This window comes from Lysinibacillus piscis, assembly GCF_026012395.1.
Classification (GTDB): domain Bacteria; phylum Bacillota; class Bacilli; order Bacillales_A; family Planococcaceae; genus Lysinibacillus; species Lysinibacillus piscis.
This window is the reverse complement of record NZ_BRZA01000001.1, coordinates 338,744-359,346: the sequence shown is the minus strand read 5'-3', so window position 1 is coordinate 359,346 and position 20,603 is coordinate 338,744. Positions and strand designations below refer to the sequence as shown.

23 protein-coding genes are annotated in these 20,603 nt (G+C 38.5%); 14 read left to right on the top strand and 9 right to left on the bottom strand.

Features of this window, described 5'->3' with window-relative positions; all coding sequences use genetic code 11:
- Positions 1-44 precede the first annotated feature (44 nt).
- Both OPF91_RS01890 and OPF91_RS01885 read left to right on the top strand, forming a co-directional pair.
- Complete coding sequence (locus OPF91_RS01890; protein ID WP_264986981.1) at positions 45-296, top strand: phage holin; 252 nt, start codon at positions 45-47, stop codon at positions 294-296.
- A 66-nt stretch (positions 297-362) separates the two neighbouring features.
- A complete protein-coding gene (locus tag OPF91_RS01885) occupies positions 363-2,423 on the top strand; it encodes a DUF2339 domain-containing protein (protein WP_264986980.1) in 2,061 nt (686 codons plus the stop codon).
- A gap of 74 nt (positions 2,424-2,497) precedes the next feature.
- Here the strand turns inward: OPF91_RS01885 and lexA are convergent, their stop codons facing one another.
- Positions 2,498-3,115: a transcriptional repressor LexA gene (lexA, locus tag OPF91_RS01880; protein WP_264986979.1), complete on the bottom strand. Its 618-nt coding sequence runs from the start codon at positions 3,113-3,115 to the stop codon at positions 2,498-2,500.
- A gap of 167 nt (positions 3,116-3,282) precedes the next feature.
- Here lexA and yneA point away from each other — a divergent pair, with 167 nt between their 5' ends.
- Positions 3,283-3,588, top strand: a complete 306-nt coding sequence (gene yneA, locus OPF91_RS01875; protein ID WP_264986978.1) for a cell division suppressor protein YneA — start codon at positions 3,283-3,285, stop codon at positions 3,586-3,588.
- Positions 3,585-4,268 (top strand): YneB family resolvase-like protein, encoded by a 684-nt coding sequence (locus OPF91_RS01870; RefSeq protein WP_264986977.1) that lies wholly within the window; start codon positions 3,585-3,587, stop codon positions 4,266-4,268. The genes yneA and OPF91_RS01870 overlap by 4 nt, the downstream gene beginning before the upstream one ends.
- On the opposite strand, the gene OPF91_RS01865 is transcribed toward OPF91_RS01870, so the two are convergent.
- Positions 4,255-4,785 (bottom strand): GNAT family N-acetyltransferase, encoded by a 531-nt coding sequence (locus OPF91_RS01865; protein ID WP_264986976.1) that lies wholly within the window; start codon positions 4,783-4,785, stop codon positions 4,255-4,257. The genes OPF91_RS01870 and OPF91_RS01865 overlap by 14 nt on opposite strands.
- Positions 4,786-4,909: 124 nt before the next feature.
- Between OPF91_RS01865 and OPF91_RS01860 the strand changes: the two genes are divergently transcribed.
- The 3 genes from OPF91_RS01860 (at position 4,910) to OPF91_RS01850 (ending at position 8,024) form a co-directional block, all read left to right on the top strand.
- Positions 4,910-5,143: a DUF896 domain-containing protein gene (locus OPF91_RS01860; RefSeq protein ID WP_264986975.1), complete on the top strand. Its 234-nt coding sequence runs from the start codon at positions 4,910-4,912 to the stop codon at positions 5,141-5,143.
- Between the two features lie 127 nt (positions 5,144-5,270).
- Positions 5,271-7,265, top strand: a complete 1,995-nt coding sequence (tkt, locus tag OPF91_RS01855; protein ID WP_264986974.1) for a transketolase — start codon at positions 5,271-5,273, stop codon at positions 7,263-7,265.
- Positions 7,266-7,370: 105 nt separating this feature from the next.
- A complete protein-coding gene (locus tag OPF91_RS01850; protein ID WP_264986973.1) occupies positions 7,371-8,024 on the top strand; it encodes an HAD family hydrolase in 654 nt (217 codons plus the stop codon).
- 18 nt (positions 8,025-8,042) lie between these two features.
- On the opposite strand, the gene OPF91_RS01845 is transcribed toward OPF91_RS01850, so the two are convergent.
- From OPF91_RS01845 to OPF91_RS01825, 5 genes are all read right to left on the bottom strand, one after another.
- Entirely contained in the window at positions 8,043-8,675 is a 633-nt protein-coding gene (locus OPF91_RS01845) for a response regulator (protein WP_264986972.1), read from the bottom strand.
- A complete protein-coding gene (locus OPF91_RS01840) occupies positions 8,644-9,687 on the bottom strand; it encodes a sensor histidine kinase (protein ID WP_264986971.1) in 1,044 nt (347 codons plus the stop codon). The genes OPF91_RS01845 and OPF91_RS01840 overlap by 32 nt, the downstream gene beginning before the upstream one ends.
- Positions 9,684-10,367 carry a cell wall-active antibiotics response protein LiaF gene (gene liaF, locus OPF91_RS01835; RefSeq protein ID WP_264986970.1) on the bottom strand — a complete coding sequence of 228 codons (684 nt, stop codon included), beginning with the start codon at positions 10,365-10,367 and terminating at the stop codon, positions 9,684-9,686. Before liaF ends, OPF91_RS01840 begins: the two co-directional genes overlap by 4 nt.
- A gap of 86 nt (positions 10,368-10,453) precedes the next feature.
- Entirely contained in the window at positions 10,454-11,083 is a 630-nt protein-coding gene (locus tag OPF91_RS01830; protein WP_264986969.1) for a PspA/IM30 family protein, read from the bottom strand.
- A 15-nt stretch (positions 11,084-11,098) separates the two neighbouring features.
- The gene (locus OPF91_RS01825) at positions 11,099-11,455 is read right to left on the bottom strand and encodes a lmo0954 family membrane protein (RefSeq protein ID WP_264986968.1); all 357 of its coding nucleotides are present in this window, start codon (positions 11,453-11,455) and stop codon (positions 11,099-11,101) included.
- A gap of 236 nt (positions 11,456-11,691) precedes the next feature.
- On the opposite strand from OPF91_RS01825, the gene sirA reads away from it, so the two are divergent.
- The 4 genes from sirA to OPF91_RS01805 all read left to right on the top strand — a co-directional run bounded on the left by sirA (position 11,692) and on the right by OPF91_RS01805 (position 15,353).
- Positions 11,692-12,117: a sporulation inhibitor of replication protein SirA gene (gene sirA / locus OPF91_RS01820; protein WP_264986967.1), complete on the top strand. Its 426-nt coding sequence runs from the start codon at positions 11,692-11,694 to the stop codon at positions 12,115-12,117.
- A gap of 207 nt (positions 12,118-12,324) precedes the next feature.
- Positions 12,325-12,543, top strand: a complete 219-nt coding sequence (locus OPF91_RS01815) for a YneF family protein (protein ID WP_053483153.1) — start codon at positions 12,325-12,327, stop codon at positions 12,541-12,543.
- A gap of 148 nt (positions 12,544-12,691) precedes the next feature.
- Positions 12,692-13,660, top strand: a complete 969-nt coding sequence (locus OPF91_RS01810) for a BMP family lipoprotein (protein WP_264986966.1) — start codon at positions 12,692-12,694, stop codon at positions 13,658-13,660.
- Between the two features lie 16 nt (positions 13,661-13,676).
- Positions 13,677-15,353: a methyl-accepting chemotaxis protein gene (locus tag OPF91_RS01805; RefSeq protein WP_264986965.1), complete on the top strand. Its 1,677-nt coding sequence runs from the start codon at positions 13,677-13,679 to the stop codon at positions 15,351-15,353.
- Between the two features lie 93 nt (positions 15,354-15,446).
- On the opposite strand, the gene OPF91_RS01800 is transcribed toward OPF91_RS01805, so the two are convergent.
- Positions 15,447-16,541: a helix-turn-helix transcriptional regulator gene (locus tag OPF91_RS01800; RefSeq protein WP_264986964.1), complete on the bottom strand. Its 1,095-nt coding sequence runs from the start codon at positions 16,539-16,541 to the stop codon at positions 15,447-15,449.
- A 129-nt stretch (positions 16,542-16,670) separates the two neighbouring features.
- On the opposite strand from OPF91_RS01800, the gene OPF91_RS01795 reads away from it, so the two are divergent.
- Positions 16,671-17,414: a GNAT family N-acetyltransferase gene (locus tag OPF91_RS01795; protein ID WP_264986963.1), complete on the top strand. Its 744-nt coding sequence runs from the start codon at positions 16,671-16,673 to the stop codon at positions 17,412-17,414.
- 76 nt (positions 17,415-17,490) lie between these two features.
- Positions 17,491-17,961, top strand: coding sequence for an S-ribosylhomocysteine lyase (locus OPF91_RS01790; protein ID WP_264986962.1), 471 nt, complete (start codon positions 17,491-17,493; stop codon positions 17,959-17,961).
- Positions 17,962-18,281: 320 nt separating this feature from the next.
- Here the strand turns inward: OPF91_RS01790 and OPF91_RS01785 are convergent, their stop codons facing one another.
- A complete protein-coding gene (locus OPF91_RS01785) occupies positions 18,282-19,199 on the bottom strand; it encodes an alpha/beta hydrolase (RefSeq protein ID WP_264986961.1) in 918 nt (305 codons plus the stop codon).
- 205 nt (positions 19,200-19,404) lie between these two features.
- Between OPF91_RS01785 and OPF91_RS01780 the strand changes: the two genes are divergently transcribed.
- The gene (locus OPF91_RS01780) at positions 19,405-20,589 is read left to right on the top strand and encodes an acetyl-CoA C-acetyltransferase (protein ID WP_264986960.1); all 1,185 of its coding nucleotides are present in this window, start codon (positions 19,405-19,407) and stop codon (positions 20,587-20,589) included.
- Positions 20,590-20,603 lie beyond the last annotated feature (14 nt).

Sequence of the window (20,603 nt, the reverse complement as noted above, 5' to 3'; positions counted from 1 at the left end):
GAAGAGAGTAACGAATATATTGTAGCAAAAGGAGGTGAGTTTTGATGAGAATTAATTGGAAAATTCGTCTGCAACATAAGCCGTTTCTATTGGCTTTATGTTCATTAGTATTATTGTTAGGGCAACAAGTGGCAGCTTTATTTGGCTATGAACTAACAAGTGCAATGAGTGAGCAATTACTTTCCATTGTGAATACTGTTTTATCTATTTTAGTGTTAATGGGGGTAGTGATTGATCCGACAACCAATGGCACGAGTGATAGTGAACGGGCATTACACTATAGAAAGCCCCGATAATGCCTATATTCAAGCAAGCTGTTGTTTGCTATTATTACAATAATTAATGGAAGGGAGGTTGATGTCATGTCACTTGAAATGGAGGACCGTGTAGCAAAGCTGGAACAAGAGGTGCAACGATTACGGCAGGAATTGCAGGCTTTACAAAATGACAAAGTAGCGTCTTCGTCACCAATACGACCAGCCAAACCAGCTATAAAGCCAACTGATGTGCCAAGCAAGCCAGTTGCTACCGTACAAAAAGAAAAACCAACCAAACCACCTTTAGAAGAACGTGTATTACATGCTTTACCAAAAGTATTTATGGTCATTCTCGTGATGGGTGTATTATGGGGGTTAAAATTAATTAGTGATTATGGCTATTTATCGAACGCTATTAAATTGATTCTTGCGTATAGTTTGTCATTTGCTTTAATGGGAATCGGTTATTGGTTAGAGCGTAAAAAGAATGAGGCACAAGCATTGTTTATTTCCTTATATGGTGGTGCGTTTATCGTAGGGATATTAACAACAGCAGCGGGCGCCATTTTGTATGAGTTGTTTACGTTAGCCATCGCACTATTTATTGCCTTATTGTATATTGGCTATGGCTTAGCCGTAAGTTATTGGAAGAAAAATGAGGCACTTACTTTGTTTATTGTATTTACTTCTTTACTTTTACCGTATTTACTTGAATATATGGATGTTAGTGTGATGATGACGCTTGGTTATGTATGTGTATTATTTGCAAGTATACAGCTTGTCATTATTCGTCATAAACAATATATTGCCTTGTATGTAGGCACGTTTTTTTCTATTCTAGCGATTAGTATTATAGGCTTCCTCAATGATTCACAGCTACTGTTTGGTGCGATTGGGTTATTAGCCATAGTAGGCATTTATTATGCAAGCTGGTGTGCGCTTTATCATACTGAATCTAAATGGCGTTATGTCCAAATCGGTGCGACATTTAGCTTAACGCTATTTAGTTTAATGCTGTTCAATTTTATGATTTATTCAGTAGCCTATAAGGAGCTCCTATTATTTGCTTTTATGGGGCTATTAATTGTAACAGCAGGCTATAGCTACAAGCAAAAATGGCGTGCAGTATTTGATAGTATGTCGACATTGGCATTTATCACATTGTGTAACTGGCTCATCGTGCTCAATATGCCTGATGCTGTGGATGAATTACTGTATCCGCTCGTGGCATTTGCAGGTGTCATGATGGGGCTACGATTACGTGTGAGTATGATGAAAGTTGTCAGCTCACTGTCATTTGCTATAACACTTATGGTGACTTTGCTTATCTATGAACCATATCCATTTTGGAGTATGGCTCATGCTCACTTGGTATTGCCGCTTATCTATTTAATCGTTATTTATAGGTATGCAAAACGTCCAAAAGAGACGTTGCTACCATTTGAAGCATGGATGAATAAACTATGGGTAATGGATGGTTTAGCAGTAGTGATAGCCATGTATTTTTTAAGCTATGTAGCCAAGTTAGATACAGCTTATGTGGCAAGTGCTGTTCCACATTTAATGGTGATTGCGATTGCTAGTCTATTTATTGTCTCTTTATTTATACCAGCTACTCTAAAAGGGCGGGCTTTAACACCGTTGTTCAGTCTGTTATTTTTACTATGTGGCTTACTCATTAGTGCAAATATATATATTGTACAAAATGTAATATGGCTCAACCTCTTTACAAGAAGTATTTATTTAGTGCTGATGGTGGCGCTTATCGTGGATTTATTGAAAAAAGGGTGCATTTATGAGCGTTATGCGGATGGAATCGAGAAGCGACTAGATTGGTTAGTGGGTGGTGGAATTATACTTACCATGCTGTCTGTGATAGGGTTCATCACACAATTAACGTATCATAACTTCTTACCTGATACGTTAGGCATTGCATTATCAACTATGACACTGTTTTTAACCGCTAGCTTATCATTGTGGCTTGGTTCGACACATTCATTACGCATAGTACGTTTAACAGGATTTATTGTGTTAGCCTTAGCATTCTTTAAATTAATTTTCTTCGATTTATCAGCACTTGATTTATTCATTAGAGCTGTATTATTTATGATTATTGGGAGTATTGGGTTATTTTTATCCCGACGTTTGTTACGAAAAGATACGTAATAAAAAGCCGAGAATGCTAATTTACTAGCATTTTCGGCTTTTAGTTTGGTGTTTGTCAAGCAAGTCCACAAGAATTAATGTACACGGCGATAAAGGCCAACAACCTGACCTAAAATGGATACTTGATCGACAATAATCGGCTCCATTGTAGGGTTTTCAGGCTGTAAACGGAAGTGATTTTTTTCTTTAAAGAAGCGTTTGACAGTTGCTTCATTTTCTTCTGTCATCGCTACGACAATATCACCATTATTAGCCGTTGCTCTTTGTTTCACAATGACTAAATCTCCATCTAAAATACCTGCTTCAATCATGGATTCCCCCATAATCTCTAACATAAATAATTGGTTGGCATCTGTGCCATAGCTATCTGGTAATGGAAAATATTCTTCTATATTTTCAATTGCTGTAATAGGGGAACCAGCTGTTACTTTACCGATAAGTGGTACATGGATAACATTTTGCTTTTGCACGCCATCTTCCGCATCTAAAATTTCAATCGCACGTGGCTTTGTAGGGTCACGACGAATGAGCCCTTTTTGTTCTAGACGAGCTAGATGCCCATGAACAGTAGAACTAGAAGCAAGCCCTACAGCCTCACCAATTTCGCGTACAGATGGTGGATAGCCTTTTGTACGAACTTCATCTTTGATAAAAGCTAATATATCTTCTTGTCTTTTTGAAACTTTCTTCATATAGAGTTCACCTCTTTTTTTCTAATCGTATTTCTTAAATAGTAGTATAACAGAATGCGAACATTTGTGCAAACATAGGTTCTAAAAAGTGTTTGACAAAAACGTTTGTTCGTCATAATATTAGAACATATATTCCGAACAAATATTCTAGAAAAGGGGTAATCAACATGAAATGGTTTAAGAAAAATACACATATCACAATTTTAGTAGCGACTTGCTTATTATTTGCAGCCTATCTTTTTATTACAGATCCAGGTGATGTTATATATGAGGAAATACAAATTCAATATGGAGATAGCTTATGGTCATTAGCTGAAGAGTATCGAGGAAAGATGAGTACAGATGATTGGATTCATCTTGTTAAAAAAGAGAATGAATTATCAAACATGCAAATTATTGCAGGAAAATCGCTAGTTGTGCCAGTGGTGGGGAATCCCAGCAACATAATTGAGATTGCGAGAAGTCAACAATGATGAAACAACGACAAAAGGCTGTTATTTATTGTCATGTGAGCACAGATAAAGCGTTACAACACATCACGCTTGAACAGCAACAGGAGAATTTGTTAAACTTTGCACATCAGCAGGGCTATGATGTACAGCAAATTTTTCGAGATTCGCATAATGATGATATAGAGCGTGAAGATTTACTTGAAATGCTTCATTTTATTAAAGAAAAGAGTATCCAAGTGTTAATCGTACAAGATGACACTTGTTTAGGATATGGACATGCTAAAATGGCTATTTGGCATTTATTACAAAAAACAAAAACGATTGTCCTTTCTGTGAGTGATGAGGGACCTGTACAATTGAATGAAACGGATGCAATGTTGCTGGATGCTTTAATGGCTGTCGAGGAGTATCAGCGGAGACTTCATAATGCGAAAATACGACGTGGTATGCGACGTGCTGTAGAAAATGGTTATCGTCCAGAACACAACTTGTCTAATAGAGGAAATCCAAATGGACAGGAGCGTAAAGATGTACCAATCGAAGAAATTGTTAGCTTGCGCAAAAGAGGTTTTACATTTGAAGAAATTGCGATTACATTAAAGGGCATAGGATTTGATGTCAGTAAAGCAACTGTTCATCGTCGTTACCAAGAAAATTTACTATCACAAGAAAAAAAGGCTGCGAGCGCTAGAAATTTCTAACGCTCGACCGCCATTCTTCTGATAAAATAGCATAATAATATTCATCCCACCAACCATCAGCACTTGGGATGCATTTTTTAAAATACCCTTCACGTCTCATGCCTATTTTTTCCATAATACGATAAGAAGCAATGTTTTCAGGCTGACATGTTGCGATAATACGATGTAGCTTTAATGCTTCAAAGCCGTATGCTAACATCGCCTCAGCTGCTTCTGAAGCATAGCCATTACCATAATAATCAGGATGAAATACCCAACCGATTTCATATGTATGCTGACCAAAATAAGGATGGAAGGCAAGATGACCGATTAACGTGTGATTCTCTCTCAAAATAACAGGGAAATGCTTAGCCTGTTCTTCACGATTTTCTACTACAAATTTTTTAGCCTGCTCTTGAGAAAAACGGCCTTCAGGTATATAGGTCATGACTTGTTCATTGGAAGTATAGGTATATACATCTCGCCAATCCTCCTCTTGAAAAGTTCTAATCAGTAATCGAGGTGTTTGAATATTCATTATGTAACATCTCCTTTAGCGTTTATAAGATGAAAAAAGCTGCTATAACTGCATTTTCAGTTGATTCATGCTATACTTTGCCTATTACAGACAGTAAAATCTGGACGGAAAGGCGTGTCATGATATGTTATCAAAAGAAAAAATAAAACGTATTAACGAACTATCTGCTAAAGCAAAAGATGGTACATTAACAGAGGAAGAAGCGAAGGAAAGAACAGCGCTTCGCAAAGAATATTTAGATACATTCCGTGCAACAATGCGAGATACGATTGAACATGTAAAAGTCATCGATGCAGAGGGCAATGATGTAACACCAGAAAAAGTGAAGCAGGCGAAAAAAAACAAATTTCTAAATTAGTGTGACATATTTCATTTAAAAATACTAGAAAACTGAAATAGTACAACAAAAGCATTGTTTTCTAATGAAATGTTGACTAAACTGTATAAAGAATAATCTTTAAAATGAGAAAGGATGTCACAATATAATGACTCAACATGCGGACCAACTAGCAATTAATGCTATCCGAACTTTGTCAATTGATGCAATTGAACAAGCAAACTCAGGCCACCCTGGTTTACCAATGGGGGCAGCACCAATGGCGTATACGCTTTGGACAAAACAGCTTCGTCATAACCCAGCAAACCCAAAATGGTACAATCGTGATCGTTTTGTACTTTCAGCAGGTCATGGTTCTATGTTACTTTATAGCTTATTGCACCTTGGCGGCTATGGTTTACCAATGGAAGAAATTAAAAACTTTCGTCAATGGGATTCATTAACACCAGGACATCCTGAATATGGTCATACAGTAGGGGTAGAGGCAACAACTGGTCCTCTAGGGCAAGGAATTGCAATGACAGTCGGAATGGCAATGGCTGAGCGTCATTTAGCAGCTACATACAACAAACCTGGTCATGATATCGTAGATCACTACACATTTGCACTTTGTGGTGATGGCGATTTAATGGAAGGCGTAGCGGCAGAAGCCATTTCTTTAGCAGGTCATTTACAATTGGATAAACTAATTGTGTTATACGATTCAAATGATATTTCATTAGATGGTGATTTAGAAAAGTCATTCTCAGAAAATATTCAAAAACGTTTTGAATCATATGGCTGGAATTACTTAAAAGTAGCAGATGGTACAGATGTTGAAGCAATCAACACAGCTATCGAAGAAGCGAAAAAATCATCAGGCAAACCAACGTTAATCGAAATTAAAACAGTGATTGGCTTCGGTTCACCAAATAAATCAGGTAAAGCGGATTCTCATGGTGCACCACTAGGGAAAGACGAAGCAGCTTTAACAAAAGCAGCTTATGAATGGACACATGAGCCATTCCAAATCCCTGCTGAAGTGTACGATACATTCACAGCGGCAGCAGAAGTGCAAGGTGTACAAGCTGAAACAGCTTGGAATGTCAAATTTGACGCATATAAAGCAGCATTCCCTGAATTAGCAACGCAATTTGAGCAAGCAATGAATGGGCAATTACCAGAGAACTTTGCAGCAGACCTACCAGTATATGAGGTAGGTAAATCAGTAGCAACTCGTTCTTCATCAGGTGATGCTATCAATGCAATTGCTAAAAACACACCTTCATTCTTCGGTGGTTCAGCAGACTTAGCTGGCTCTAATAAAACAACAATGAATGGTGCAGGCGATTTCTCAGCAGAGAATTATGCTGGTCGCAATATTTGGTTTGGTGTACGTGAATTTGCAATGGGTGCAGCATTAAACGGTATGGCATTACATGGTGGATTGAATGTCTTTGGTGGTACGTTCTTCGTATTCTCTGATTATGTTCGTCCAGCAGTACGTCTTTCAGCATTAATGGGTCTACCTGTCACATATGTCTTTACACATGATTCCATTGCAGTAGGAGAAGATGGTCCAACGCATGAGCCGATCGAGCAACTTGCATCATTACGTGCAATGCCAAACCTATCTATCATTCGTCCAGCTGATGCAAATGAATCAGCTGTTGCATGGGAGCTTGCAGTAGCTTCTGAAAAAACACCAACAGCTTTAGTATTATCTCGTCAAAACCTACCTGTACTAGATGCATCGATTGATGTTGTACGTGAAGGTGTGACAAAAGGTGCTTATACAGTATCGCCAGCTTCTAAAGAAGTAGCGGATGCTTTATTAATCGCAACAGGCTCTGAGGTGTCTTTAGCGGTGGAAGCACAAAAAGCATTAAAAGCGGAGGGCATTGATGTTGCTGTCGTTTCAATGCCATCAATGGACCGTTTTGAACAACAAGATGCAGCTTATAAAGAAGCAGTACTACCGAAAGCTGTAACAAAACGTCTTGCTATCGAAATGGGTGCTTCATTCGGTTGGCATAAGTATACAGGCTTTGAAGGGGATGTACTTGCGATTGATAAATTCGGCGCATCTGCACCTGGTGAGCTTGTAATGGAAAAATACGGCTTTACAGTCGAAAATGTTGTCGCAAAAGTAAAAGCATTATAATCATTAGCATCGTGGTACTCATTAATTTTGAGTGCTACGGTGCTTTTTTACAGTTAAAATGTGAATAGTCAGCTACCATTCATTATGCAAGAAAGAGGAGATTGTATGAACAACAAACAAGTAATTTTATTTGACTTAGATGGTACTTTATCTGATCCGAAAATAGGTATTACGAAGTCTGTGCAATATGCTTTAGCGAAGTTAGGCATCGTAGAGAACCATTTAGATCAACTGGAACCGTTTATTGGCCCACCATTGCAAGTATCTTTTCAAGAGTTGTATGGATTGACTGAGGAACAAATCAACAGGGCTATTCACTATTATCGGGAACGTTTTGCTGATGTAGGCATGTTTGAAAATAGTTTATATGCAGGTATTCCAGCTTTACTTGAAGATTTAAAGGCGCAGGGTTATCAACTAGCGATTGCTACATCAAAGCCAACCGTTTTTGCAGAGAAAATCGTTCACTATTTCGATATTGCACATTATTTTGATATTGTGGCAGGTAGCCTTTTAGATGGTACACGTTCAGCTAAAGGTGAGGTTATTGCTTTTGCGATGGACCAATTTAGCCATATGACACCATCTGCCTTTATCATGATTGGTGACCGTAAGCATGATTTAATAGGGGCTCATGAAAATGGCATCGAATGTGTTGGCGTAACATATGGCTATGGCTCATTGGAGGAGCTAGAAAAGGCAAACGCTACTTACATCGTACATAGTGTCAACGAAATAAAAAAACTTCTATCAGTGTAATCGCTGATAGAAGTCTGCTCATTTGGCTAAACCATTTTGAAAGGCATAGACAACAGCTTGTGTACGGTCTTGGACATCAAGCTTTGCGAGAACATTGCTGACATGTGTTTTCACAGTTTTTAAAGCAATATACAATTCATCTGCAATTTCTTGGTTTGCCTTGCCCTGTGCCATTAATAATAATATTTCCATTTCACGCTCCGTAAGCTGTTCGTACAATGGCGTATTTGTGCCATGGCGCATACGGTGCATCATTTTTGATGTGACCTCTGGCTCTAACACCGTTTCGCCACCCATTGTTTTGCGAATCGCTTCTGCAATTTGTTTTGCATTCGATGTTTTTAAAATATAACTGATAGCGCCTGCCTCTAATGCAGGATACACTTTATCATCGTCTAAAAAGCTGGTAACCATCATAATTTTAGCGTCAGGCCACTTTGCTAAAATTTCGGCTGTCGCTTCAGCACCTGTCATAATCGGCATCACATTGTCCATTAAAATAATATCTGGACGTAGTGTGAGGGCAAGCTCTACAGCCTCTTTACCATTCGCCGCTTCACCAACAACCGTCATATCTGCTTGGGCGGATAAATAGGCAGAAACACCGATACGCACCATTTCATGATCGTCCACTATTAATATTTGAATCAATCGGTTCCATCTCCTTCTGTAGTGGGATTTTCACTTCTACAATTGTCCCTTCATTTGGTATAGAAACAATTTTATATGTACAGCCGATTTCCACTGCACGTTCCGCAATATTTTGTAAGCCATAAGATGTGGACTTGTCTGCTTCTAGATCAAAGCCAAGTCCATTATCCTGAATGCGTAAAATGGCCAAATCATCTCGTGCCACTAGCAGTAGTTCAACCTCACTTGCTTTGGCATGACGCAATGTGTTGGAGAGTGCTTCTTGAGCAATACGGAATAAATGGTCTTCCTCAGCCTTTGTTAATGTCATTTCCTCTAGCTCATATTCAATATGGAAAAACACTTTTTGCTGTAGCTCTATAATTAATTCTTCTAAGCCTTGTGCCAATGTTTTATTGTGTAAGGCGACAGGACGTAAATGTAATAATAAGGCACGCATTTCAAGCTGTGCCTGCTGAACAATTTTTTCTACTTGCTTTAGGCTTGCTGCATGCTGCTCGCTTTCTGTTAAAGCAGATAGTAGCATAGAGGCAGCAAATAATTGTTGGGAGACGGAATCATGTAACTCACGGGCAAGGCGTTGGCGCTCTGCTACAATGCGCTCCTGAATCATTTTATCATTTGCTTCAGCACGTTCATTCGATAAACGTTGCAAACTTTTGCGTTGTGTATCAATTAGTTCACTTGTTTGCGCTAATGCTTTTGTTAACGGTTTTGGCAGTGCTAATTTTTTAGGCAATACAAAATCAGGTTCAACTAGTTGTTTAACGACACGAGTAGCTTGTGCCTCTCTCGCACGGGCAACGACACTCATCCAACTTGTCAGTAAGAGACTAATACCAAAAAGACTGATAAGGATGAATCCACCGAATGGCATACCGTCGTATTGTTGCTGCCATAACGGCTCCCATACGTCCTTATCTGGTTTCCCCCATAATGCCACAAATAAACCGAATGTAGCACCAGTCAGAAGAAGAAAGATTGTACATAATCTTGAGATAAAGGCAATCATTTACGTAGCACCTCCAAATCGCCAAGCCATGTTGCGACATGGATGACAAGGATACGTTTAGCATCTTCAGGATTTCCATCTGCAAAACTAATACTTTCATTTAATAGACGCTGTGTACTGTTGTGTAAGCATGTGAACTCACCAAACAAGGTTGTATATTGTAAACGGAACGGAATTTCATAAGGAATATCAATTTGTACTTTACCAATTCCTTGTCGAATCGTAATAAGACTTGTGCCTGTTGGTAGAATCGTTTGTGTTAAATCTACTGTAATATCACCAGCAAGTCGTTGAATTTGGACATCTTTCCATTTATATGATTCGATTGGAGCAGGTAATGTGCCAAATAATTCACCTTTGACAGTAGGTAATTTTTCAAAAAGGCCCGCCCCTACGATTTTGTCATCGTTTTCGCGTTGTAAATATTGATAGAGCATGTATAAGAGCATGATGACGATAAATAAGCGTAAACTCCACATAGTAAAGAGAGCGATGACGATAAAGAAAATTCCTGTCCATTTAAAGAAACGATTCTTTTTGGAAAAGCTCATGTAAAGCAAAATGGCACCCATTAATAAACTAAAAGCGCCTCCATTATTAAACACGGTCAACTCTACGAAAACGAGTAAAAAGAAGCATAGTACCCAAAATGTGAGCTTATTGGTTGTGAAATTTTTCATCGGGATTCCCTTCTTTCTACAATGATTTCAAAGAAACAGGATGCCTCAAGCAGGAAGCATCCTTGTTTAGTATAACATGTTTAGTATTATTTGTTTTCAATTAATAATGGTGCATTTTCTTGCTTTTCAAGTGCTGCTAAGCGTGCTTCAAATGTTGTTACTTCATGGTCTTTATGAATTTGGTAAGCCAATTTGTCAATGTACGCTTCTAAATCTTCAAAGTTGGCTTTGTTGTTTTTGGAAAGCATGCCGTCCATTTGATGATGGGCACGTGTAACATTTTCTTTGCCCATTAATTGTAACTGGCGCACTTTCATATCTTTAATTTTATGTTTCATTGTTTCAAATTTGCGTTCTAATTCAAAATATTCACGTGTGCTCGCTTCAATGCTTGCTTGTAATGTGTTTTGACGTGTTGTATAAGCCAGCACTTCATCTGTAGCAAAGTCAATTAAATCTTGCTCACCACTTGCTGTCGCTAATTTTAGCTGTGCTTCACGTTTAGCGAGTAGCTCGCCATTTTCCTTGAATTCTTGTTCAAGCTTTTCCTTTAATTGGCCTTGACGCTCCAGCAGCTTACCTGTCTCCGTTGTTTGCTTTTCAGCCTCACGAATGTATTGATTTAACATCGCAATTGGATTTTTTTGCTCTTTTTTATCAAATAATTGATGTAAGTCTGCCTCTAAAGTATGTTTAAAACGTTGTAATAAATTCATGAAATTTCGCTCCTTTTATTTTGTTAAATTTGACCATTCTTTTTCAAAGTTTGTAAATGGGTCCTGCTCTTTTTTCGATTCAAGCGTTGGAATTTGAACATCTTGATTATTCCATTTTTTATAGATCACATAGACAATCGCAATAGCAGCTAAACCGACCATCGCTGGCACATTAGAGATGGCTGATAGTAAGCCGATAATGCCAACTGTAAACCAAAATACTTTGCCGAATTTTGAGTTACTTCTAATATAGAAGTGCATCCCTAGTGCGACAACCAATCCTGAGAATAGTAACCCTGCTAGTGGCCCGATTAAGGAAAGTGCCACGATAGCTGCGATGACGCCTCCTGCGAATAAAAGAAATTTTTTCATATGTGTTTGCTCCTTTCTGTTTGTAACCTTATCTTATCTCGTTTCCCACTTTGCTAAAACGGACTGGGAATGGATTTTCTTCTAGGTCTGGAGGCTGAGGAGGAGATAGGACAGTTGTTAACATGTTCAAAATTTTTCGACAAAAATAGAAGAAGTCTGGCTACTCCGTTTGACAAAATATCAAGTTGGCATAGGATATACTAGCTTTACAACAATTGTTCAAAGGAGGATATTGAGTGAGAACTTATTCCATCTACAAAATAAAAGAAGAGCATTTGGCATTTATTTTTGGAAGAGAGCGAAAATTATTAGAAGTGATGCAGGGGTATGAAGATGTGAATGAGAGATCCTTAAAAGAGCTTGATTATATATGCGAAACCGTAAAATTTGATGATATTGCGACAATGCTAACAGCGCAGCTAGATTCAAAGTATGAAAATTTAGAGCAAGCTCGGAATGCCTTATTTTTAGAGCATCCTATAAAAGGAAGAATGGCTATTTATTTAGTAGAGCGTAAAATTTGTGTCTATTGTGAAGGCTCTCGTATGCTGGATTTAGACCTATTCCAAATGTTAGCGAAAATGAGTGAGCGTTTTATCGCCTTCAATAAACAAGATAATGAATGTGGCTGGTTAAAGCCGATGAAATATACAATGCATTAGGAATTAATATATAGTAACCTGCTACTATTTGTTGTATAATCGAGCGTGGAGAGTTTATCTTGATTCATTTACCATATCAAGATAAGTGCCTAACGGATGTGATGGATTGTAAAGAAGAGCTTTCAAACAAGCTTGAAAAAATTTACATAGCATTACGTTGAGGTATAATTGATCTCGGTATACTGTAGTGGAGGAGGTTGGCTGTATATGCCTACATGGGGCTGGATTATCATTGTAGTGATTGCATTAGCAGCAGGCGCAGCACTTGGTTTTTTCCTTGCGCGTCAAGCGATGATGAAATATTTGAAGGAAAACCCGCCAATTAATGAACAAATGATTCGTATGATGATGGCACAAATGGGACGTACGCCGTCTGAAAAGCAAGTACGTCAAATGATGACTCAAATGAATAAGTTCCAAAAATAATTGGAATGAGAGAACTAAGCTGTCGATGAGATAGCTTAGTTCTTTTTATGTGAGCCAAAAGAAGTGCTATATACTTTAGTCCTAATTGTTATATACTAAAATATAAGAAGTTATCTAAATATTTGTAAAGTAGGAGGGATGATAGTAGATGAAGAAACAAATGGTTATCTTATGTATGGTACTAAGCTTGTTGCTAGCATCGTGTGCACCAGTGAGCAAGGAGCAAAATGTGACACCTGTAAAGGATCGATTTAAAGTTGGCATTATGCTACCTGACGTTGGTCTTGGCGATCAATCCTTTGCAGATATGGGCTTTAACGGTTTAGTCACTGCACGAGATGAATTAGGTATTGTATTTGACTACCGAGAGCTTGGTCAGGAAGCAAGCTATGAAAAAGGATTTTTGGAACTAGTGGCAGAGGGCAATGATTTAATTTTTGCAGTAGGCTATACGCTCATTGAGGATTTAGAGAAGGTCGCAAAGGCAAATCCAAACCAGCAGTTCGTATTGGTGGATGCTGAATCAGATGTACCTAATATTCATTCGATTACATTTAAAGAAAATGAGGGTAGCTATTTGGCAGGTGCTTTAGCGGCATTGACAACGAAAACAAATAAGGTAGCTTTTCTTGGGGGAATGGTCGATCCTGTTATTGAAAAGTTTGAAAAGGGCTTTATAGAAGGTGCTAAATCGATTACGCCATCGATTGATGTGCTCGTAGCTTATGCTGATACATATGGGGATGATAAAGTTGGTAAGGCGATGGCTGCTGATTTTATCGCACAAGGGGCAGATGTGCTATATGCAGCGGCTGGTTATACAGGAGTAGGCTTGCTACAGCAGGCACAGGAAAGTGGTGTTTATGCAATTGGTGTAGATACAGATCAATATTTAGTGGCAGAGAAGGCCGTTATCTCGTCCATGTTGAAAAATATAGATGTAGCTATTTATGAATTTGTAAAAAATTATGTAGATAATAAACCAACAGCACAGCAACGTGTCGCATTAGGCATGAAGGAGCATGCGATGTCACTTGCACCGATTCGTGTAGTAAATAATGCAGATGTAATAGAAGAGCAATTGAAAACGATTATGCAACAGCAATTTGGACAATAGGGGGTGTGGATGAGCAATGTCATTAAATAAAAAACTACTAATTAATTCATTTACACTTGTGATGATTTCTATTGTATTGATTGCGATTGTGATTACATCTATGTTGCGCATGCAATCCTCCAATCAAGATATTTTACCTAAAATTATTCAAATGCAGGAAATCAAATCAGAATTGATGAGCACACAAAAGGAGCTAAGTAATTATGCGATTGCAATAAATGTAGCGCAGCCACCAAGTGTAACAGAGAAGCAAGTAGCTTCCTTGCAGAAAATTGAGGACAGTATTCATAAAAAATTAGCAATTGTTGAGCCATTAGTAACGGATACAGCGAGCAGTGAGATTTTTGAACAGATGCAAGCTAAAGTACAGGACTTTTTTGCCATGGCAAATAAAGCAGTTCAAGCTAAAAATATTGCAGATGTTCGGACACAAGAATTGCGAGTGGCAGGGATTTTAAATGATATTTATACATTTGGTCTTTATACCAATGAGCAATATCAACAAATACAGGATAGTCTAGCGGGGCAAATTTCCTTTGTTATTACAGCATCAATTATAGGGATTGGCGTGTTAATTGCATTTGGTATGGTTTTTGCTATACTGATTCGCCGTAATATTACAAGGCCATTGCGACAATTAGTGTTGCATGTTAATGAAATTGCATCTGGTAATCTTGTCGTTGAGCCGATTCCTTATAAAGCGAAGGATGAAATTGGTGTATTAAATCAATCATTTACAACGATGACGGCACAATTAAAGCAGCTACTATACTCTATTAAGGATGTCAGCCATCAAGTAGATGATTTTACGAACCAATTAGAAAAGGAAAACCAGCTATTAGCCAATATTAGTGAGCAAGTAGCAAGCTCGACAGAAAAAATGTCGGATGATTCTCAAATCATTGCCGATTCACTTAGCCAAGCAGTGCAATTAGTGGATACGATGGATGCAGACTTTAGCTTAAATGTACAGCGTTCGACCAATTCAGTTCAGCACGGGCAACAGGTAGTGGGTGCCGTAGATAAAGGCAAAAATGTTATCCATGTGCAGCAGCAAATGATTGAGGAAAACATTCAAACAACACAAATGATTAATGAAGTAACGAGCACGTTTATGAGGCATGCTGCTGACATTGGAGAGATGGCAAAAGTGGTGGCGGATATTGCAGAGCAAACCAATTTATTAGCCTTAAATGCCTCGATTGAAGCAGCAAGAGCTGGGGAGCATGGGAAAGGCTTTGCAGTGGTTGCTGAGGAAGTGCGGAATTTATCAGAGGCTTCCAATAAATCAACGAAGCGCATTTTTGACATTGTTAACGCATTGCAAGCAGGTGTTAGAGAGATGACGGACTCTGTACAAAAGGGTGTCACAATTGCAGAGAAGCAGAAGCAATCTATGCAGGAGACAACCGTTGCCTTTGACAGTATTGATGTAGAAGTACGAGGCATTATGGGAGAGCTTTTAGAAGTCTCTCAAGGTATGAACCAATCTAAAAAAATAGGTGAGCAAGTATTAACCCATGTGGAAAATGTGAATCGAATGCTTGAAAATACTGTGGCGGGCACTGAGGAAATTACAGCATCCACGCAGGAGCAAATACAAGCCATCCATGTAGCGGTTGATCAAATTGCTGCCTTGCGTCAATTGATTGAAAGCTTGAATAATAATGTACAGCAGTTTAAGTTGCAATAAGCAGGTAGCTGTAAAACGGTAAAATCCCTATTCTAAAGGATTTTACCGTTTTGTTTTACTGAGCAAATTTATCCACAATTTTTGGTCGATTGCCTACGAACGTCTTTTTATAGTAGCTTCAATCAATGCTATATGTTGTGTATCTCCTAATCCGTACTGAGGAAATAGCCGTAATAGATTGCTCACGAGCTCCTGCTGTGGTAAATGATGATGGGATTGAATATATTTTGTCATCTCATTGTCATTTTGAAAAAGAGTTAAAAAGAGTTTGATGCCTTGATACATCACAGGCATCATGTCGATTGCTGGTAAGGAACGATTTAATAGAACGGCTTCATATATAACACGATAATAGCCTAAATGAATTTCTGTTTCATGGACATCATAGCTTTGTTCCTGTACAGCATGATAATAAATGGTGCCTTCAAATGCGATTTGCTCTAAATAAGCGAGTAGTGTCAGTAAATTTATTTGACAAAACATATCCTCACCAAACCATAGCACAATACATCGATACTGCTTTGAAAATAAAGTTTGTTGTAATGGTGCTAATGTAATATTTTCGTATTCAGCTAATGATACTTGATGTCCTTGTGCTCGAACTTGATTGAATGTGTCGCTAAAAATAGTTTCTACTGTTTGATGTACACACATGGCTTCATTAAATGGTACATAATCACTTTTGCCCATAAGCTGCTGTGAACTAAATTCCTCATACATAAGCTGACCATTTAAAATATGTAATACATCATGGTCGAAATGTGTATGAATACGATGTTGCAAATCGGTAATGGCTAATTTTTGCGAAATATCCATCATATAAAACCCCTTTCGATTATTCATAGTGAGTTTGACATATGATTGTAATGGCTTCGGATATAAACGATAGGTATGTGGGCTAACGCCGAACATCTCCTTAAAAGCTCTAGAAAAGGCTTCTTGAGATGAATAGCCATGTTTGATGGCAATATCGATCATTTTATCATCAGTTTCGATGAGAGATAGGGCAGCAAGATAGAGTCTTCTAAGAGCCATATAACGTTTAATGCTTACACCTGTTAATTGATGAAATTTGAATGAACAATAGTAAGAAGAATAGCCCATTGCTGCACCGAATTTATCTAAAGAAAATCCTTCAAATAAATGCTCCTCAATCCAATCAATCATATCCTGAATCATGTTGTTCATACTGTATCACTCCTCTTTTATTATTATGAAGGAAAATACGATACTTGTTTTGATAGTTATTGTGTTTTTGAATGGAGAATTTATTTACATATTATCCTGTATAAGGTATTTTAGAGGAGTATTTCAATCATGGAGGTTATGAGTATGGCTCTATTTTCACCAATAATAACAGATTTTTGGCAAACATTCTTTCAAGGAGAGATTCTTTATCAAAATGAGTATTTTACTTGTTTTATCAATCCTGCTTTAAAAGAGGATGAGCAGATCATGATGTTAACAATGGGAACAGGTCAAATTCTAGTGACGATGACACCTGCATTGGCAGGGCAAATACAGCTTGCTCCACAACAAAATGTAACAGAGCAATGGTTCCGTCAAACATTACAAGAACGAGGAATCGTGCTACATGGTGCTGATTATCTTTATTATTTCTCAGAGGATGACAAACGTATATTGCTACAAGAAAACGAGCAAGAGAGCGTACGTCAATTAACAAAGGAAGATAAAGCATTATTCACCGAATTTGAATCTACTGCCTCGGAGCAGGACTTGGATGATGCCTATGTAGAATTAGATCATTGGTTGGTATTTGGCTCTTTAGCACAAAACCGTTTAGTATGTGCTGCTAGTATGTATCCGTGGAGAGGTAGTTTAATGGCGGATACAGGTATTTTAACATTAGCATCATTTAGGGGACAAGGACATGCTCGCAAAGTAGTACGAGCAATTAGTCGGTGTGCCCTTCGCAAAGGATATGAGCCACAATATCGCTGTCAGGTGGATAATGAACCCTCGATTGCATTGGCAAAGGTGAGTGGTTTTACGCTGTTTGGTAAATGGGAAGTGCTGTCACCAGATTCAGTTATATCTTAAAAGAGAATAATGACTTCCGCTATTCATGAAGATTCATTATAATAAGTGACAGTACGTGAAAAGGAGTTGGCTGTAGATGGTAAAGGAACAAACAAATGTAGAAAGCTTTGATTTAGACCATACAAAGGTAGTTGCACCATATGTACGTTTAGCAGGTACAAAAACAGGTCAGCATGGGGACGTTGTCGTAAAATACGATATTCGTTTTAAACAACCAAACAAAGCGCATATGGAAATGCCAGCATTACACTCACTAGAGCATTTGATGGCAGACCGTATTCGCAATCATGCGGACTATGTCATTGATTTATCACCAATGGGCTGTCAAACAGGCTTTTATTTAGCGGTCATTAATCATGAGAGCTATGATGAAATTTTAGAGGTACTGGACAAAACATTACACGATGTTTTAGCGGCAGACCATGTACCAGCATGTAATGAGGTGCAATGTGGCTGGGCGGCAAGCCATAGCTTAGAGGGTGCACAGGCATTGGCACAGGAATTTTTAAGTAAGCGCGATGAATGGCATATCGTTTTTGCAGAATAAAAAAGTAAAAGATGGGGCTGTCCCATAAGTCTCTTTTAGAGTAAATCGCATGAAATTGAAAAGGCAGAAATGTTGTTGAATCAGCATTTCTGCCTTTCACTTTTATTAATATCGTGTTGAAAACAAGAGGATCAATGACATTTTGTGCAAATCGGTAAGGGTTCCTAGATAATCGACATGATTTCGTAAAGATTCGACAGATGTTTATTGTGCGAAAGTGTAGTGCAACGTAACGTTAGCAACAAATCTTTTTCTGCTATTGACACCATCTTTTTGCAACAAAAGGAAGCCCTTCTACCATAGGCGGCAGAAGGGTGTTTTTAATGTATGTCCTGTAAAAAATCTTGAATTAATTGCTCATATTCAACCATATTTTCATTAAATGATTGGGCATGTGCTCCTTTATCGAAGAGCTTTAATTTTTTAGTGCCCGCTTTTTTGTCATATAAGGCTAATGACATGGAAGCAGGGATAAATGTATCAGGAATACTGTGTATAAAAAGCACAGGCTTGTCGATATGTGTTACAGCTTCAGCGGGTGTGACGCTTTTAAAGGAATAGCCATCTCGTAAACGGACAAAGAAATCTACAAAGCGAATAGGAATAATCGAACCATATTTAAATTCTGATTTGGCAATATGCTGTAGAAGCAAGGAAAAATCAGAAAATGCACAATCTGCAATATAAAAATCTGCTCCATCTTCTATTGTTCCAGCGTATAGAAGCATTGTGGCAGCGCCCATTGATTCTCCGTGAATACCAAGAATAGCGTCCTCGCCAATCATTGCCTTCACCGTTTTTACAACCGCATCAAGGTCATTTTTTTCGTAGTGACCATAACTTGTTGTTTTACCACCTGAATCACCATGTCTGCGATGATCGAATATAACTGAATTAAAGCCAAGTCGTTCAAATAGTCTTGCATATTTGACAGAGTTAATTTTATTTTCTGTAACACCATGACAAATAATAATCGTGTTCGTTGTTTGCAAAGGTTGTAGCATAGCGCCACGAATTGTATAGCCATTTGGCGAGTCAATATTAAGCTCATATTTGAGGTTTTTGTTATACCATGCTTCATCAAAGCGCTGTGCAGATGTTTCACGCTCACGTACAAATTCAGGGTCTTTTTTAGGAATGTACATAATTCTGTTAGAGAGGGCAAAGCCAAATAGTCCAGCTGCTGCAGCCGCAAGCGTTGTTGTAATGCCAGAGAATAGGAGCGTTTTCTTTTTCATGGTAATACCTCCACTATCTTTAATCGTACTTATTAACAATCAGTAGGGATAAACTTCCACTGATTGAAGGTTCATCTTATATGTTACACCATTTTTGGAAAAACTGCGATAATTTCGATGATCGAAAATGAAGCAAACATTTGGTAAAATATATGTATGCTCTTGGCATAATGGTTTTTCATAAAGGGATAAGGGGAGACATGACATGACAAATGAAGTAGTAATTGTAAGCGCTGTACGCACAGCTATTGGCTCATTTCAAGGAACATTAAAGGATGTGCCAGCCACAACTTTAGGTAGTATTGTTATTAAGGAAGCTTTAGCACGTGTGGGTATAGTGGGTGAGCAAGTGGACGAAGTCATTATGGGGAATGTTTTATCTGCTGGGCTTGGTCAAAATCCAGCTCGTCAAGCAGCAATGGCAGCAGGCTTACCACAAGAAGTATCTGCATTAACGATTAATAAAGTATGTGGCTCAGGCTTAAAGGCTGTTCATTTAGCAACACAAGCTATTTTAGCAGGTGATGCAGACATTATCGTTGCTGGTGGCTTTGAAAATATGAGTCAAGCTCCGTATTTGTTGAAAACAGCACGAGAAGGCTTTCGTATGGGAGATCAAAAAGTAGTTGATTCGATGATTCACGATGGCTTGTGGTGTGCATTCAACGATTATCATATGGGCATTACAGCGGAAAATCTATGTGATGCTTACCACATTTCACGTGAAGAGCAAGATGCTTTTGCTGCACGTTCGCAACAACGGGCAGAAGCAGCGATTCAAGCAGGTAAATTTGATGATGAAATTGTGGCTGTAGAAATTCCGCAGCGTAAAGGGGAGCCACTTGTTTTTGAGAAGGATGAATTCCCACGTGCAGGTGTAACGGTGGAGGCGTTAGGCAAATTGCGCCCAGCCTTTAAAAAGGACGGTTCTGTGACAGCAGCGAATGCATCAGGGATTAATGATGGTGCAGCAGCGGTTGTAGTGATGTCAAAAGCGAAGGCGGAGGAGCTAGGTATTCAACCAATGGCAACCATTGCAGCGAATGCAAGTGCAGGTGTTGATCCTGCTCTCATGGGGATAGGACCAGTTGCAGCGGTGAAAAAAGCATTAACAAAAGCGAATACCGTACTAGCAGATATTGATTTAATCGAAGCGAATGAAGCATTTGCTGCACAATCAATTGCTGTTGATCGCGAATTGCAGTTCAATCATGATAAACTAAATGTCAATGGGGGCGCAATTGCACTTGGTCATCCAATTGGTGCAAGTGGTGCACGTATTTTAGTGACGCTTTTACATGAGATGGCAAAGCGTGATGTGAAGATAGGTCTTGCCACATTATGTATCGGCGGTGGACAAGGTGTGGCGACAATTGTTGAACGCCCTTAAGTTAATAAGAAGGT

Coding starts and splice junctions, on each gene's coding strand:
- OPF91_RS01890 (WP_264986981.1), top strand. CDS start 45: ATGAGAATTAATTGGAAAATTCGTCTGCAACATAAGCCGTTTCTATTG.
- OPF91_RS01885 (WP_264986980.1), top strand. CDS start 363: ATGTCACTTGAAATGGAGGACCGTGTAGCAAAGCTGGAACAAGAGGTG.
- lexA (WP_264986979.1), bottom strand. CDS start 3,115: ATGAAGAAAGTTTCAAAAAGACAAGAAGATATATTAGCTTTTATCAAA.
- yneA (WP_264986978.1), top strand. CDS start 3,283: ATGAAATGGTTTAAGAAAAATACACATATCACAATTTTAGTAGCGACT.
- OPF91_RS01870 (WP_264986977.1), top strand. CDS start 3,585: ATGATGAAACAACGACAAAAGGCTGTTATTTATTGTCATGTGAGCACA.
- OPF91_RS01865 (WP_264986976.1), bottom strand. CDS start 4,785: ATGAATATTCAAACACCTCGATTACTGATTAGAACTTTTCAAGAGGAG.
- OPF91_RS01860 (WP_264986975.1), top strand. CDS start 4,910: ATGTTATCAAAAGAAAAAATAAAACGTATTAACGAACTATCTGCTAAA.
- tkt (WP_264986974.1), top strand. CDS start 5,271: ATGACTCAACATGCGGACCAACTAGCAATTAATGCTATCCGAACTTTG.
- OPF91_RS01850 (WP_264986973.1), top strand. CDS start 7,371: ATGAACAACAAACAAGTAATTTTATTTGACTTAGATGGTACTTTATCT.
- OPF91_RS01840 (WP_264986971.1), bottom strand. CDS start 9,687: ATGATTGCCTTTATCTCAAGATTATGTACAATCTTTCTTCTTCTGACT.
- liaF (WP_264986970.1), bottom strand. CDS start 10,367: ATGAAAAATTTCACAACCAATAAGCTCACATTTTGGGTACTATGCTTC.
- OPF91_RS01830 (WP_264986969.1), bottom strand. CDS start 11,083: ATGAATTTATTACAACGTTTTAAACATACTTTAGAGGCAGACTTACAT.
- OPF91_RS01825 (WP_264986968.1), bottom strand. CDS start 11,455: ATGAAAAAATTTCTTTTATTCGCAGGAGGCGTCATCGCAGCTATCGTG.
- OPF91_RS01815 (WP_053483153.1), top strand. CDS start 12,325: ATGCCTACATGGGGCTGGATTATCATTGTAGTGATTGCATTAGCAGCA.
- OPF91_RS01810 (WP_264986966.1), top strand. CDS start 12,692: ATGAAGAAACAAATGGTTATCTTATGTATGGTACTAAGCTTGTTGCTA.
- OPF91_RS01805 (WP_264986965.1), top strand. CDS start 13,677: ATGTCATTAAATAAAAAACTACTAATTAATTCATTTACACTTGTGATG.
- OPF91_RS01800 (WP_264986964.1), bottom strand. CDS start 16,541: ATGAACAACATGATTCAGGATATGATTGATTGGATTGAGGAGCATTTA.
- OPF91_RS01795 (WP_264986963.1), top strand. CDS start 16,671: ATGGAGGTTATGAGTATGGCTCTATTTTCACCAATAATAACAGATTTT.
- OPF91_RS01790 (WP_264986962.1), top strand. CDS start 17,491: ATGGTAAAGGAACAAACAAATGTAGAAAGCTTTGATTTAGACCATACA.
- OPF91_RS01785 (WP_264986961.1), bottom strand. CDS start 19,199: ATGAAAAAGAAAACGCTCCTATTCTCTGGCATTACAACAACGCTTGCG.
- OPF91_RS01780 (WP_264986960.1), top strand. CDS start 19,405: ATGACAAATGAAGTAGTAATTGTAAGCGCTGTACGCACAGCTATTGGC.